Below are 12,649 nucleotides of genomic sequence, written 5' to 3' on the forward strand. Positions count from 1 at the left end.
CTCTCCTTATCGGCATCCTAATTGACGTGCAATTACCATACGTTGAATTTCTGATGTACCTTCACCAATTTCAAGTAACTTAGCATCACGCACTAAACGTTCAATGCCATACTCTTTCATGTAGCCATATCCACCATGAATTTGTAATGATTCATTCGCAATTTTGGAAGCGATTTCAGATGCGTATAACTTAGCGAATGCCGCTTCTTTCGTAAAAGGTTTTCCATTGTCTTTTAACCAAGCAGCTTTGTGCACCATATTTCTTGCTAACTCAATTCCCATAGCCATATCAGCTAATTTAAATTGAATAGCTTGGAAACTAGATAAAGGTTGTTTAAATTGTTTACGTTCTTTTGCATATACTAATGCTTTATCAAAAGCTTTTTGTGCAATACCTACAGCAAGTGCTGCAATTGAAATTCTACCACCATCTAATGTATATAAGAATTGGCCAAAACCTTTATCAGGATTGCCAAGAATGTTTTCTTTTGGAACACGTACGCCATCTAATATAATTTGTGTCGTATTAGAAGCACGGACACCCATCTTGTCATAAGGATCTGTAATTGTTAATCCTTCTGAGTCAGTTGGTACGATAAACGCACAAATATTTTTCTTTCCTTTTTCATCAATAGAAGTATAAGCAGTTACGATAATTGTGTTAGAATACTGAGCATTTGTAATCCAGCATTTTTCACCTGTAATCACATACTCATCACCTTCTAAAACTGCTTTTGTTTGTGTTCCACCAGCATCAGAACCCGCATTTGGCTCAGTTAAACCGAAAGCTCCAAGTGTTTTTCCTTGCGCCATTGGTACTAAGTATTTTTGCTTTTGTTCCTCTGTACCAAAATAGTAAATCGGAGAAGCACCTAATGAACATGTTGCAGCAAAACTTAAACCTGTTCCTCCACATGCACGCCCTATTTCCTCTACAGCTAAAGCATAACTAATTGTATCGCCACCGCTACCGCCGTATTCTTCAGGGAACGGAATTCCTAATAAACCTAATTCACCCATTTTTTTGAACGTTTCAATTGGGAATTTGCTATCACGATCAAGCTCTTCTGCAAAAGGCTCAATTTCCTTCGCTGCGAAATCTCGTACCATTTCTTGAATCATTTGCTGTTCTTTAGATAATAAAAAATCCATGTGTTAGTCACTCTCCTTTTAGTATTTAGGTACATTTTAATAAACGTAAGAATGTCTCCAACTGCAGCAAATAGCAGTGGAGTCTCATATTTCGTGTATAAGAAATAAATATTTTAGTCTTACAATTGATAATATTCGATATTTTCTACCATTTTCCTTTAATGTCCTTTCGACAAATTGAGACAAGAGAGGAAATGTTAGGAAAAGCGGGACGTTCTTGGGAATGTAATCTGAATTACTGTTGGATGGTGAACTGCAAATATGTCTTAGGGTGGTGAATATAAGTCTCGGAGGAGTGCAAATAAAAGGATAACTGTAAATAAAAATGTCAAATCTGCTATTAAAATAACGATATCTGCAATTAAAAACTTCAAAACTATAATTAAAATGATCAAAACTATATTAACTTGCATACTCAATATTCAAAAAACAAAAAAGACATACCCCCATGAACAGAGATATGTTCTTCTTGATTAACTATTGATATCTAATAATATTTTACCAGTACTTTGTCTACTTTCGATTAATCGATGGGCACTAACTACATCTCCTAACGTAAAATGATGCCCTATCTTTATATTTAAAAGTCCTTCATTGATATATCGAAAAACTTGTTCAGCTGTTTCCTTCAATGACTCTGGTCTTTCTTTTCTTGTTGTACCCAAACTAAAGCCAAGGACAGATCGGCAACTTGAATGCAACTCACTCGTTTTAAAATGACCTACTTCGCCACTTGAATTTCCAAAATGAACTAGACGCCCGTATTTGGCTAAACAGTTTATGCTTTGTTCTGCAATTCTACCAGCAACTGAGTCTAAAATGATATTAGCGCCATTTCCATCTGTTAATTCATTTACTTTTTCTGCAAAGTTTTCTTTTTCATAGCAAATAACATGATCTGCCCCAGCGTTTAAAGCATATGCTATCTTCTGTTCACTTCCTACTGTTCCAATAATTTTTCCGGCACCTAAAATCTTTGCCATTTGAATAGCAGTTGTACCTACACCACCAGCGGCAGAATGAATTAATACCGTTTCTCCTTTTTCAATTCTGGCTAAATCAGCCAGGAGTTTATATGAAAGAAAAGATACTGTAGGACAAGCTGCAGCTACATCAAATTCTACTGATTCAGGGATTTGGAATGTTAAATTTTCATTTGCTACAACGTACTCAGCATATGAACCACCTACTGGAAATGCAACAACTCGTTGTCCAACCTGAAACTGTTGCACACCTGCGCCTACAGCTTCAATTGTTCCAGTTGCATCAAGACCGGGGATAAATGGGAATTTTCCTTTACCCTTTTTTCCGTATCTTGCTTTTACATCTGCAAAGTTTACACTGGCTTTTTCCACTTTAATTAATACTTGTTTAGAATTAATTGATGGCACTTCCATATCAACAACCTTTAATACTTCTGGTTTTCCAAACTCGGTCACAACAACTGCCTTCATTAAGATCACCCCACTTTTTGTCATACATTTATTTTACCTGCTAAATTGTGGTGCCGAAAAATAACAATTTATTATGAGCTTCAATAAGACAGACTTATTAGTTACAATTATTTACGATGGTACAGAACAGAACATACCTTGGAATATCTCACTCATTCCATATATATTTTGATTGGTTATGTCACTTCGAATTACCATATGTTATTCAAATAGACATAATCGAAATGATTAATTATATTAGTTAAGGAGAGTTTATTGTCATTGTTATAAAGTTCTGGACTTTATAAAAAAGGGCATCTATCCATCAAATAACGATGTAATAGACAACCCCAGTAATTTATTATTTATTAACCAGCATACTCAAATGTTCAGCAGCTGATTTAATATCTTCTTTCCCTAAAATAGCAGAGACAATCGCAACACCATCAATATTTGTTTCCATTAATTCTGAAACATTTTCTTCATTAATACCACCGATTCCTACGATTGGAATTTTTAATGCTTCACGTATTCTTCGTAACTCATCTCGTGATAAATACTTCGCATCTAGTTTTGTACTCGTCGGGTAAACTGAGCCAATTCCAACATAATCTGCACCTTGTTCTTGTGCAATCATTGCTTCTTCTAAAGTTGTTGCAGATACGCCAATGATCATGTCTTCTCCAACAATCTTTCTAGCTACAGTTAAAGGTAAGTCTTCTTGTCCGATGTGTAAGCCATCCGCTTTTATTGCCAAAGCGATATCTAAACGATCATTAATAATCAATGGAACATTATATTTCGAAGTGACTTCTTTTACTTGCATAGCAATTTTGTAAAAGTCTAGACTACTACAATTTTTTTCTCTTATTTGTACGATTGTTGTTCCACCTTTAATTGCTTCCTCTACAGATTGAACTAAATCCCTTGATCCTAATACATCTCGATCCGTTACTAAATAAAGCTTATAATCTATTTTACTTTTTGTTATAGCCATTCGATTTTTCCTCCTGTTAGAAGTGTATCAACAGAAGCTTTAGATACCTCATCAAATAAGTTTACTTTAAATGTACCGATTCCTTGCCCTTCAGTTAGGCGAGCCTTAGCAAGCTCTCCACATAGTCCCATTGTAGTAATACCGGAAACAGCTGCAAGGAAATAATCAGTCGTTGCACCAGCATAAGTTCCAATTAATGATGTACTCATACATCCAGTTCCAGTTACATCAGCTAGCATTTTATCTCCATTTGAAATGGTACATACTCGGTCTTGTTCTGCAATAATATCTACCGCACCTGTAATTGCAACTACTGAGCCTAATTTTGCTGATAGAGATTTCGCAATTTCAACGCCGTCTTCTTCACCAGCTACAGAATCAACACCTTTAATTTGAACATTTAAGCCAGCAATCATTTTAATTTCTGACATATTTCCACGAACTACTGCAAAACGTACTTCTTTCAATAATTTAGCAGTTGTTTCTGTACGTAGAGTTGTTGCCCCTACACCAACAGGATCTAATATAACTGGTACTCCTAATTGATTAGCTTTTTTACCGGCTTTAATCATTGACTGTATTGTTCTTTCATTTAATGTTCCAATATTAATAACAAGAGCTGATGCAAAAGATACCATTTCTTCTACTTCGGCTAAATCATCTGCCATAACTGGTGATCCACCTAGAGCTAACACCATATTTGCACAGTCATTTACAGTTACATAATTTGTAATGTGATGAACTAAAGGCTTTTTCTCTTTTACGCTTTCAAGAATTTGACTCATTTCATTCATAGTTAACATTTTTTTCTCCCCCAATTTGCTTTCGAACAAGCTTATTAATAACAAACTGAACAACTATATAAATGACACAAATTAAAATCATACTTGGAACAGTAGCTCCAAGGAAGAAGTCTAATTGAACAAACTTACGGTAAATAAAAACCCCTAAAATCCATGTAATAAATGCAATCCAATCAATCTTCAACGATTTACTTATACTTGTTCTTTTTAGAATAAAATAGTCCGTTAATAAAATTGCATATAACGGTGCAAAAAAAGAACCAATTGTATATAAAAATCCTTCATACTTCTCAATAGGGAAAATAACGGCCAATACCGTTCCAATAGCTGTAACGATAAGGGCGATATGTTTACCATTTAGCTTTGGAAAAATGGTTGTAACTGAAATTCCGGCAGAGTAAGCATCCATAAAAGTCGTTGTAACAGTCGCTAAGACGACGATACCAACTGCAAATAATCCTAGATTTGCACTCATTAAAACAGCAACCGGGTCTACTTGATTAAATGCTAATGCTGCGCCTAGCCCAATAATATACATCCAAGAGCTACCAAACATATAACCTATAAAACTACCGATTGCACCATCCTTTGTTGTCTTAGCAAATCGAGTATAATCACTAATTAATGGAATCCACGATAATGGCATAATCACCGATAATTCAACGGCTTCACCAAAAGATAATCCAGAAGTGCTTGGTTGTGTTAAGATTTTATCGCTTTTAAAAATGACAAAACAAAGTACAATTGTTAAAACAAATAATAAACAAACAGCTAAACTATTTAGTTTTTTTGAAGCATTTTGTCCAAAGTACAACCAGATTGCTATTAATACTCCAATGACTAAACACCACACCCATAGGTGGTCAAATTGATAATCTTTTATTGTAACTAAATTGATTGAGCGAGCTCCTGTTAAAATCATAATTGCTGTCCAGCCTAGTAACTGTAAAACATTTAAAATCGAAAACAAATAACTACCATAGCTACCAAATGAAATTTTTGTAGATTCCATGGCTGATAATCTTTGCTGAGATCCAATGACTCCACCTAAAATAAGCAATAGTGTTCCAAGTAAATGTCCTACTAAAATGGCGGTCAAACCTTTCTTAAAACCTAGTGGTGCTACTAGGGCACCAGTCATAATTTCTGCTACAGAAACTGCCGCACCAAACCAAAGTGTTGTAAAGTTCCACTTCGTCATTTTTGCATTTTGATTAGACATGTTGTTCTCCTGCCTTTTCATACAATGAGTAGAAATGATGTACAGGACCTACCCCTTTTCCGATTGAAAAGGAATGTTGGATTGCTAATGTTATATAATTTTTCGCCTCTCGAATTGCCTCATTTAACTCAAGTTCATTTGCTAAATTAGATGTAATGGCTGAAGATAAAGTACAACCTGTACCGTGTGTATTAATTGTATTAATTCTAACGCTATTAAAACTTGTAAATTCCTCACCATTAAAACAAATATCGGTAGCTTCACCCTCTAGATGACCGCCTTTTACAAGGACGTTTTTAGCACCTAATGAGTGAATTTGAATAGCAGCTTCTTTCATTTCCTCAATCGTTGTAATTTTTCTTCCAGTAATAACTTCTGCCTCAGGAAGATTCGGTGTAATAACAGTTGCTAACGGAATTAATTCTTGAATTAAGGCTTCCTTCGCATCTGGACTTAATAAGTCAAATCCGCTTTTTGAAACCATAACTGGATCAACTACGATTTGCTTTGGTTTATATTGCTTTAGTTTCTCTGCAATTACTTTAATTGTATCTATTTGAGATACCATTCCAATTTTTACAGCATCGACTTCAATATCAGTAAAAATTGCATCTAACTGACTAGCAATAATCTCTGGTGTCATATCTTGTACTGCAAACACTCCTTGCGTATTTTGAGCAGTTACTGCTGTAATTACACTCATTCCAAAAACACGATGAGCTGAAAACGTCTTTAAATCCGCTTGAATTCCTGCACCACCACTTGAATCAGAGCCTGCTATCGTTAATACTTTCTTCAATTCTCTTCCCCCTATTTCATGAATAGAACTCTTTGATCTTACAGATAGAAGATGAAACTTGATTTTAAATACAAAAAAGCACAAATCCCATAAGGACTTGTGCTCGAACAAATCAATGTTATGAATACAAAATATGTATTCTACCGTTCACTTTCCTACGCTGGCATTATCCAGATCAGGTTAAAGGGTCAAAGACTATCGTGTCTTAATCTCAGCCGACCATTTACGGCACCCCTAGTACTATTCAATTATTTAATACAATTACTTTATCATCTTAATGAATACTGATATTTTATTCAAGTATTTAGACTAAATTTCAATAAATTAACATCTACATCTAATCATTTTGAATAGTTAACCGAATCACAATTTGAACTGCAAGTTTTTGCTATTGAGCAAGATCCACATTTCCCTTTTTTGGTTTTCTTTATATATCGGAAAAGTGTCCACCCCGCATATCCAAAAATAAGAGCTCCTATTATAATATTGACAATCATAAATAGATACTCCTTTCTGTTAGTAGCCTAATAGACTTCCAACTTGGTAGATAATTAACGCTAATACATATGCAATGACTAATGCATATCCAACTGAGAAATAAGTCCATTTAGCTGAACCAGACTCTTTACGAATTGTCGCAACAGTTGCAAGACACGGAACATATAACAAAACGAAAACCATAAAGCTAAATGCAGAAAGTGCAGTAAACTGTGTTGACAATATTCCTTGTAAAGAATGTGCATTTGGAACATGATAAATGATATTCATCGCTGATACAACTACCTCTTTAGCTAAAAATCCTGTAATTAAAGAAGCTCCAGCTTGCCATGTACCGAATCCTAATGGTGCAAGAATCGGTGCAAGTATCCCTCCAATCATTGCTAAAAAGCTATCATCCATCGGAACATTGACGCCACCAGGCCCCATATAAGATAACAACCAGATTACTACTGAACCACCAAAAATAAATGTACCAGCTTTTCGAATAAAACCTTTTCCTTTATCCCAAGTACTTCTAAATAAAGCCTTACCTTGAGGCATACGGTATGGTGGAAGTTCTACTACAAATAATGAAAACTCTCCTTTTAATATTGTTGAAGAAAAGATTTTAGCTAATATTAAAGCAACAACTATTCCAAGTACATAAAGTGAAAATACAACAATTGCTTGGTTTTTTGCAAAAAATGCTCCCACGAATAGTGCATATACTGGTAAACGTGCTGAACAAGACATTAACGGTGTTAACAAAATTGTAAGAAGTCTTTCTCTAGGCTGTTCAATTGTTCTGGCAGCCATAACTCCTGGTACATTACATCCAAAGCCAATAATCATTGGAATAAATGCCTTACCAGTTAAACCAACCATTTCCATGGCGCGATCCATTACAAGAGCCGCACGAGACATATAACCAAAATCTTCAAGGAACGATATTAATAAAAACAAGATAAATATTTGAGGTACAAAGACTAATACCCCACCGACACCCGCAACAATTCCATCAAGAACAACGGCTTTTATAAAATCAGATGCTTGTATAACAGTTAACCCTTTTGTAAGCCATTCAGTCACTGGCCCTGATAAAAATCCATCTAACGCGTCAGACAAAGGTAAGCCTAACCAATCAAAAGTAAGCTTAAACATTAAAAACATCGTTAATAAGAAAATAGGGATACCTAAAATTGGATGTGTAACAAATCGATCAATTCGATCCGTTAAGGTAATTGCTTCACCAGCTTCTTTCATAACCGATTCACCAATTAGTTGAGAAATAACTTCTTTTCTTTTTGTATAAATCCACTTTGAAGGAACAATTCCATGCTCCCTATTTAATTTATCTTTTGTTTCTTTAAGAATTTGATTAATTTGGCTAAAATCATTCAATGAAGCTATAAATTCTATAACTTCCTTATTATCTTCAAGCATCTGTATTGCTGCCCATCTTTTAGGTATTGATAATGTAGATGGCAATAAAGACATAATGCTTTCAATACTTTCCTCGATAAGAATCCCATAGTCAATTTTAAAATCAACATTCGATTGTGGAATTGTCGATAATAGCTCATTCACTTCATCTGTTCCTTTACCGGACCTTGCATCAATAGGAACAACCGGAACATTTAATAAGTTAGACATGATAGATGGATCGATTGAAATTCCTCTTCTTTTTGCAACATCGACCATGTTTAAACCTATAATCATTGATTTTTTAAATTCTAATAGTTGAAGTGTTAGCATTAAATTTCGCTCTAATTGAGCAGCATCCACAATATTAATCATTCCATCGAATGCTTCATTTACAAAAAAATGTGAGACAACTGCCTCATCCTTTGAAAGAGGGCTCAAAGAATAGATACCTGGTAAATCAATAAGATTGCCACGTCTATTTTTTATAGTCCCTACTTTTTTTTCAACGGTAACTCCACTCCAATTTCCTACATATTGGTATGTACCTGTTAAATTATTAAATAGGGAAGTTTTTCCTGTATTTGGATTTCCAATAAGCGCTATATTTAACATATTCTTTCTACCTTTATCCCCGATGCATCTAGAAATCGAATGCCAAGTGATTGTCCACAATTTTCAATCATACAAGGTCCTTTGAACGGCATTGTACATTGTAAACGGATCAGTGATCCTTCACTTATTCCTAAATCTAAAAGACGTCGCTTCACTGCCTCACCTAATTTGGATAAATCAATAATTTTTGCTTTTTCACCTTTTTTTAACTCTGAAAGTAGCATGAATGATTCCCCCGAATCAAAAACTATTTTATATTTTTAATTTTAATAATGATAATCATTATCAACTTCTTTATCTTAAATTAAGACGAGTTAATTGTCTACCTACTTTTATGAAAAGGTTAACATATGAAAAATTTACCAATATTGAGCAAAGAAAAAACCCACAAATAAAATTCTATGTAGGCTTTTTCAGAAAACGATAATTAACTAATTCTTTATTATTTTAAATCTTTAACTTCTTTTAATACACTTTCTAATTCGTCTCCAGCTTGGTTAAGTGTATCTGCATTCAATGGAGATACCTTTACTCCTGCTTCAATAATATGAAGTGGCGTTTCAACTTTTTCATAAAGTGCTTTGTCTTTATCTTTTACCGAGTCTTCGAATTTTTCCCATGACTTTTCAAGAGATTCTCCGCTATCTTTTGCCTTTGCTTCATCATTATTCGAAACTTGTGTTTTTAATTCTGAAATCGTTTTGATCATATCATCAGAACCTGTTTTAATTGCATCGTCTGTTTTCGTTCCACATGCAGATAAAGTTAAAGATAATCCTAAAGCCATTGCTGCGATAAGTTTTTTATTAGATAACATTTTTAGTTCCCCCTGAATTTTTACTACTTTTTTTATTGTTTCTATTTGAGAATCTATTATAAATAACAGTAATACAAGCTATTAGCAATAAAATCATCTGGGGTACAAAGCTCTCCCAAGTTGAATATATTGCAAAGAAGTCAATAGTAGGAATAGGGGCCTGAGTCGCTGGAAGTAATCCAGATAGTTGTAAACCATGAATACCCATGCCGGCAAATTTAAAGCATAAATAGAACATTAATATACTTGAGACAAGGAAAAACGGTCTCATTGGAATTTTCAGACCAACCTTTAAGATTAAGAAGCTTAGTATTGCTAAAATTGCGAAGCCTAAACCAATTCCTATTAATAATGACGACAGTTTAATTGATGACGCCATTCCAATAAAGAATAATACAGTTTCAGTTCCTTCACGAAAAACTGCTAAAAACGCAAGAATTGATAAGGATAATAAGCTACCAGTATTTAATGCTCGATCACTCTTAGTTTTAATATACTGTTGCCATTGCTTTGTATTAGATTTGCTATGTAACCAATAACTCATATATAAAAGCATGACAGCAGCAAATACCCCAGTCCAGCCAGCGATTAAGAAGTTATTGCTACCAAAAGTACCTGCTGAGAATAAAATATTTACGATGACACCTAGTATGATACTGACGCCTAAACCAGCACCAACGCCAAACCAGATCCACTTACTTTTCTTTTCTTGACCAGATTTTTTAATAAAACCTAGTAATGCAACAACTACTAGTAATGCCTCTAAGCCTTCTCTAAGTAGGATTGTAATAGCATCTACCATTGTATAACTAGTTTTAGACGCTAATGGTAATAGATAATCACGCATATCCGTAATTGTTTTTGTAGCCGCTTTCACATCTGGTGTTTTTGCTGTAAGCATTGCATAGGACGTAACCATATCTCTTTCAGCATCCGTGTAAACTGTTTGTGATTGCGTTAATACAACACCTTCAATATTAATCCAGGATTTTCTAAATTGATTAATTTCCGAAGTTGCTCCAGTTACATTATTATCTTTCAAATCTGCTAAAGCTTTGTTTAATATTTCGATTAAATCTTCAACACTACCTGTACTTTTTGAATCTAATTTTGAACTAGCGAACTGATGAGAAATAAACTTTTCATTTACTTCTTCTAATCCTTTAAGTGCAGTTACTAGTGCAGCTTGATTCACTGATTTTTGTGCTAGGTTATACTGAACCATTCCCATAGCTTCCTCGATTTTGCCATACGCATCAATCGATTTATTTTTTATTCCATCCTCTTTATCAAGCCACTCGTCGTTGAATTTTTTATATTCCTGCTCAGCAGATTTAAAATCTCCTTTTTGAGCAGATTGGATTGCACTTTCCACAAACGAATTTGCATGTGTTAAATCCTCTTCAGGGCTTGCAGCAAAGGTTTTAAACGGTAAAACTAATAATAGTAAAGCTGTTAAAGTTACTTTAATAAGAGTCTGCTTCATCGTTGATTTTCCCCTTAAATATAAATGATAATCATTATCACCTCTTGATAATAAGGCTATTTCAGATATTAGTCAATTATATTTTTATTAACTAATTTTAATATTTGTATCAACATTCGATTAAACAACAAAAAAGCCGAGGATAAATTCCTCAGCTTTTTGCTATCTAGTCTAATTTTGTCCTTCAAAAGACATTCCTTCGTTAACAAAATCATACTGTCTTATTAAAGAATCACTTTCTACATAAATTCGTTCTGGATGTGGATGACTTAGAAAATTATGATGCGAGATTGCCCAGCCATACGCTCCTGCATAGCTAAATAGCAAAACATCTCCTACCCTTAATTTTGAAACGATGACTTCTCTTGCTAATACATCATTTGGGGTACATAGTTCTCCAGCTACTGTAATCTTTTCACCGATTACTTCAGTTCTTTCAAAAGAATATGGCCATTTTTCTACTGGGATGACAGTAAATGGATGACTTTGCTTCCAAGCTGCAGGAAGTCTTAAATGATGACTTCCACCTCGTAGAATGCAAAAATACTCACCGTGATTTTGTTTAATATCTAGAACTTCCGCTGCGTAATAGCCACAAGAAGAAGTAAGATATCGACCGCACTCAAATAAAGTATTCCAACTTGTTTCATTATGTATTTCGAGTACTTTTTCCAATTGTTCCGTAAAGTCTTCCCAATCAAATTGCTTATCTAACTGCAAGTAATTAATACCAATTCCTCCACCAACATTTACGTATGTAATATCTAAGTCCCATCTATTACTCCACTCTTTTGTCAATTCATAGCAATGATCTACAAAAGAAGTATGTGATTTTGAATCCGTATTATTCGACATGGCATGGAAATGAAAACCTTGTAATTTCAAGTTTGGTAAACCTTCTATTAAGGTAATCGCCTTATCTATTTCTGTCTCATCAATACCAAATTGTGTTGGCACTCCAGCCATTTTTAATTTAGCTGACGGTACAGAATGACGTAAATTAACTCGTAATAATATTGAAACGGAGACATGTTTTTGCATTGCTATATAATTAACAAGTTTTAATTCATGTAAGCTTTCAACATGAAGCAATGTTATTCCATACTCTATTGCCATTTCGATTTCATGGCGTGTTTTTCCAGGACCACCAAATAGGATTGGTATATTACGATCAATATTCCTTACCTTTTCAATTTCTCCTAACGAGGCTACTTCAAAACCATTCACAATTGGTGCCAATGCTTTCAGAATCATTTCATCTGAATTTGCTTTTATTGCATAAAATAATCGACAGCTTGAAGGAAGAGTTGTCATTAATGAATTTACATGATTTCGTAATTTTGTTAGGTCATATAGATATGCACAAAATGGACGATCTTGCTCCCGACTTTGTGTTTGCACAATATTTGCGATCATTTTCATA

The 12,649-nt window shown here is 34.2% G+C and carries 12 protein-coding genes and 1 riboswitch; all 12 genes read right to left on the bottom strand.

Annotated elements, in window-relative coordinates; genetic code table 11:
* Positions 1-6 precede the first annotated feature (6 nt).
* The gene (locus ABEY15_RS20230) at positions 7-1,152 is read right to left on the bottom strand and encodes an acyl-CoA dehydrogenase family protein (RefSeq protein ID WP_429891866.1); all 1,146 of its coding nucleotides are present in this window, start codon (positions 1,150-1,152) and stop codon (positions 7-9) included.
* A 473-nt stretch (positions 1,153-1,625) separates the two neighbouring features.
* On the bottom strand, positions 1,626-2,606 hold the full coding sequence (locus tag ABEY15_RS20235) for a quinone oxidoreductase family protein (protein ID WP_429891867.1): 981 nt from the start codon (positions 2,604-2,606) through the stop codon (positions 1,626-1,628).
* A 340-nt stretch (positions 2,607-2,946) separates the two neighbouring features.
* Complete coding sequence (gene thiE, locus ABEY15_RS20240) at positions 2,947-3,582, bottom strand: thiamine phosphate synthase (RefSeq protein ID WP_429891868.1); 636 nt, start codon at positions 3,580-3,582, stop codon at positions 2,947-2,949.
* Entirely contained in the window at positions 3,573-4,385 is an 813-nt protein-coding gene (gene thiM, locus ABEY15_RS20245) for a hydroxyethylthiazole kinase (RefSeq protein WP_429891869.1), read from the bottom strand. The genes thiE and thiM overlap by 10 nt, the downstream gene beginning before the upstream one ends.
* The gene (gene cytX / locus ABEY15_RS20250; RefSeq protein WP_429891870.1) at positions 4,369-5,607 is read right to left on the bottom strand and encodes a putative hydroxymethylpyrimidine transporter CytX; all 1,239 of its coding nucleotides are present in this window, start codon (positions 5,605-5,607) and stop codon (positions 4,369-4,371) included. Before cytX ends, thiM begins: the two co-directional genes overlap by 17 nt.
* The gene (gene thiD, locus ABEY15_RS20255) at positions 5,600-6,406 is read right to left on the bottom strand and encodes a bifunctional hydroxymethylpyrimidine kinase/phosphomethylpyrimidine kinase (RefSeq protein ID WP_429891872.1); all 807 of its coding nucleotides are present in this window, start codon (positions 6,404-6,406) and stop codon (positions 5,600-5,602) included. Before thiD ends, cytX begins: the two co-directional genes overlap by 8 nt.
* Positions 6,407-6,541: 135 nt before the next feature.
* Positions 6,542-6,652: riboswitch (TPP riboswitch) on the bottom strand.
* A gap of 95 nt (positions 6,653-6,747) precedes the next feature.
* Positions 6,748-6,903: a FeoB-associated Cys-rich membrane protein gene (locus ABEY15_RS20260; RefSeq protein ID WP_429891873.1), complete on the bottom strand. Its 156-nt coding sequence runs from the start codon at positions 6,901-6,903 to the stop codon at positions 6,748-6,750.
* Between the two features lie 19 nt (positions 6,904-6,922).
* Complete coding sequence (feoB, locus tag ABEY15_RS20265) at positions 6,923-8,923, bottom strand: ferrous iron transport protein B (RefSeq protein ID WP_429891874.1); 2,001 nt, start codon at positions 8,921-8,923, stop codon at positions 6,923-6,925.
* Positions 8,917-9,147 carry a FeoA family protein gene (locus tag ABEY15_RS20270; RefSeq protein WP_429891875.1) on the bottom strand — a complete coding sequence of 77 codons (231 nt, stop codon included), beginning with the start codon at positions 9,145-9,147 and terminating at the stop codon, positions 8,917-8,919. The genes feoB and ABEY15_RS20270 overlap by 7 nt, the downstream gene beginning before the upstream one ends.
* A gap of 218 nt (positions 9,148-9,365) precedes the next feature.
* Positions 9,366-9,740 (bottom strand): hypothetical protein, encoded by a 375-nt coding sequence (locus ABEY15_RS20275; protein ID WP_429891876.1) that lies wholly within the window; start codon positions 9,738-9,740, stop codon positions 9,366-9,368.
* The gene (locus ABEY15_RS20280) at positions 9,730-11,226 is read right to left on the bottom strand and encodes an FTR1 family iron permease (RefSeq protein WP_429891877.1); all 1,497 of its coding nucleotides are present in this window, start codon (positions 11,224-11,226) and stop codon (positions 9,730-9,732) included. The genes ABEY15_RS20275 and ABEY15_RS20280 overlap by 11 nt, the downstream gene beginning before the upstream one ends.
* Before the next feature lie 171 nt (positions 11,227-11,397).
* Positions 11,398-12,642, bottom strand: coding sequence for a type III PLP-dependent enzyme (locus ABEY15_RS20285; protein WP_429891878.1), 1,245 nt, complete (start codon positions 12,640-12,642; stop codon positions 11,398-11,400).
* Positions 12,643-12,649: the final 7 nt, after the last annotated feature.

The organism is Gottfriedia acidiceleris, from assembly GCF_050457485.1.
Taxonomy (GTDB): Bacteria; Bacillota; Bacilli; order Bacillales; family Bacillaceae_G; genus Gottfriedia; species Gottfriedia acidiceleris_D.

What these genes read in the sequence shown, in the direction of transcription:
- ABEY15_RS20270 (WP_429891875.1), bottom strand. Translation starts at nt 9,147, where the DNA reads ATGCTACTTTCAGAGTTAAAAAAAGGTGAAAAAGCAAAAATTATTGAT.
- ABEY15_RS20260 (WP_429891873.1), bottom strand. Translation starts at nt 6,903, where the DNA reads ATGATTGTCAATATTATAATAGGAGCTCTTATTTTTGGATATGCGGGG.
- thiM (WP_429891869.1), bottom strand. Translation starts at nt 4,385, where the DNA reads ATGTTAACTATGAATGAAATGAGTCAAATTCTTGAAAGCGTAAAAGAG.
- thiE (WP_429891868.1), bottom strand. Translation starts at nt 3,582, where the DNA reads ATGGCTATAACAAAAAGTAAAATAGATTATAAGCTTTATTTAGTAACG.
- ABEY15_RS20230 (WP_429891866.1), bottom strand. Translation starts at nt 1,152, where the DNA reads ATGGATTTTTTATTATCTAAAGAACAGCAAATGATTCAAGAAATGGTA.
- cytX (WP_429891870.1), bottom strand. Translation starts at nt 5,607, where the DNA reads ATGTCTAATCAAAATGCAAAAATGACGAAGTGGAACTTTACAACACTT.
- ABEY15_RS20280 (WP_429891877.1), bottom strand. Translation starts at nt 11,226, where the DNA reads ATGAAGCAGACTCTTATTAAAGTAACTTTAACAGCTTTACTATTATTA.
- ABEY15_RS20235 (WP_429891867.1), bottom strand. Translation starts at nt 2,606, where the DNA reads ATGAAGGCAGTTGTTGTGACCGAGTTTGGAAAACCAGAAGTATTAAAG.
- ABEY15_RS20275 (WP_429891876.1), bottom strand. Translation starts at nt 9,740, where the DNA reads ATGTTATCTAATAAAAAACTTATCGCAGCAATGGCTTTAGGATTATCT.
- feoB (WP_429891874.1), bottom strand. Translation starts at nt 8,923, where the DNA reads ATGTTAAATATAGCGCTTATTGGAAATCCAAATACAGGAAAAACTTCC.
- ABEY15_RS20285 (WP_429891878.1), bottom strand. Translation starts at nt 12,642, where the DNA reads ATGATCGCAAATATTGTGCAAACACAAAGTCGGGAGCAAGATCGTCCA.